This is a genomic window from Moorena sp. SIO3I8 (assembly GCF_010692325.1).
In the GTDB taxonomy this organism is placed as follows: Bacteria; Cyanobacteriota; Cyanobacteriia; order Cyanobacteriales; family Coleofasciculaceae; genus Moorena.
In genome coordinates, this window is the sequence record NZ_JAAHHW010000347.1 from 1 (window position 1) to 1,646 (window position 1,646).

A 1,646-nucleotide genomic window follows, 5' to 3' on the forward strand; every position below is an offset into this window, starting at 1 on the left:
TCCGAGCTTTCAGTTTTAAGCGGAGTTAACGTCCAGTATATGATTAGGAACCCGAATACTAATGAAGAAGACGTTGTTTATCAACCCCTGATTTCCCAGAAAAATTCAACCTATCAGGTATTTTACGTTCCTTGGAATTTATCGAATCATCACAACGGCGCACAGACTAAATTGTTAGAAAAATTTTCTGAATACGTCGTACACAAGCAAAGAACGGAACTGATAAAAATTAGACTGGCACCGAAAGAATGTCTTTTTATTGATAATCATCGGATGTTACATTGTAGGGGAAAACTGCCGGAAAATACCAAAAGACATTTAATCAGATATTACATTAGCACCTGTTTGATTTCATAATTTTGCATGGATGAAAAAAAAATGAACAATCAGCCAACAATATTTCACATCACTCATCACAAAGCAGGATCGCGATGGGTCACAGCAGTACTAAACTCTTGTGCTCCAAATCGGTTTGTCTCAAAAATACCTCGCGGTTACTATTATATAAAATCCCCAATTAAATTAGGTGGTGTTTACCCTGCTGTTCATTTATCGAAACCAGACTTGGAAGCGCTACTTGGCTCTAATCTTTGGGGGAATTTTTGGCATAAAAAACATTTACTAGGCAAGCCGTTACTACACTATCCTAATAGTTATATTACAAATTGGTATAATTTTGAAAAGCGACAACAGCCTTACAGAAAGTTTATCATTATTCGCGATCTTCGAGACACAATTGTTTCCGGTTATTTTAGTTTTAAAATTAGCCATGCTCTAGTCACAGACAATATATCTAAATTGCGAAAGACATTAAACAGCCTTAGTCAGGAAGAAGGCTTGCTCTATTTGATGGATGAAATAGTTAACCGTTTGGGTTATCATAATTTTCAGTTGTCGTGGCTCAAGGATGAAGCCTTATTCAAATATGAGGATTTACTAGCGGATCAATATAAAGTTTTTGAGCAGATAATTGATCATTGCCAAATTAATATAGACCGTAAAAATTTGCATGAAATCATTAGAGAGAACTCCTTTGAGTCAATGACAGGAGGGCGTCAGCGAGGTCAAGAAGATATTACATCTCATCAAAGAAAAGGGGTTGCTGGAGAGTGGAAAAAACATTTTTCTGCTCGGGTCAAGGAAAAATTTAAGCAGCACTTTGACGATATACTTATCAAAACTGGCTACGAAAAGGATATGAACTGGTAAGAACAGCCGCTGCGCGGAATTAAGAATTAAGAATGTTTATAACTGATATTTTAAGAGCATGAGCGAACATAACCCTACTCAATCCAAAATAAATCAAATTTTGTTATTAGGAGAAGCTTTAGTCAAACAAAACAGTTTGGATAAAGCTATTATCTCATATCAAAAAGCTATAAAACTTAACCCAGGCATTGCTGAATTGCATAATAAGCTAGGAGAAGTCTACTTAAAAAAATATCAATTTGATGAAGCGATCGCCTGTTTTCGAGAAGCGATCGCCCTTGCTCCCAATTCAGCTTGGTACCACCAAAATCTAGGAGAAGCTATAGCCCACAAAGAACAACCAGGAGGCGGATATGAAGCTACTCGTTATTACAGCCACGCCCTTAAATTGAATCCAGAAGAAGTACAAAATTACCATAATGCCTTAGATGTTCAAG

At 36.5% G+C, this 1,646-nt stretch carries 3 protein-coding genes; all 3 read left to right on the forward strand.

The genetic code is table 11. The features are described 5' to 3' along the window. Positions 1-357, forward strand: a 357-nt coding sequence (locus tag F6K51_RS36865) for a TauD/TfdA family dioxygenase (protein ID WP_293031024.1), incomplete at its 5' end; no start/stop codon positions are given. Between the two features lie 6 nt (positions 358-363). Then, positions 364-1,209, forward strand: coding sequence for a sulfotransferase domain-containing protein (locus F6K51_RS36870; protein WP_293031027.1), 846 nt, complete (start codon positions 364-366; stop codon positions 1,207-1,209). Positions 1,210-1,267: 58 nt separating this feature from the next. Continuing rightward, positions 1,268-1,646: tetratricopeptide repeat protein (locus F6K51_RS36875; protein ID WP_293031030.1), on the forward strand; the 379-nt coding region annotated here is incomplete at its 3' end.

Bases quoted from the DNA above. Each gene is read 5' to 3' on its own strand.
- F6K51_RS36870 (WP_293031027.1), top strand. From the start codon at position 364: ATGGATGAAAAAAAAATGAACAATCAGCCAACAATATTTCACATCACT.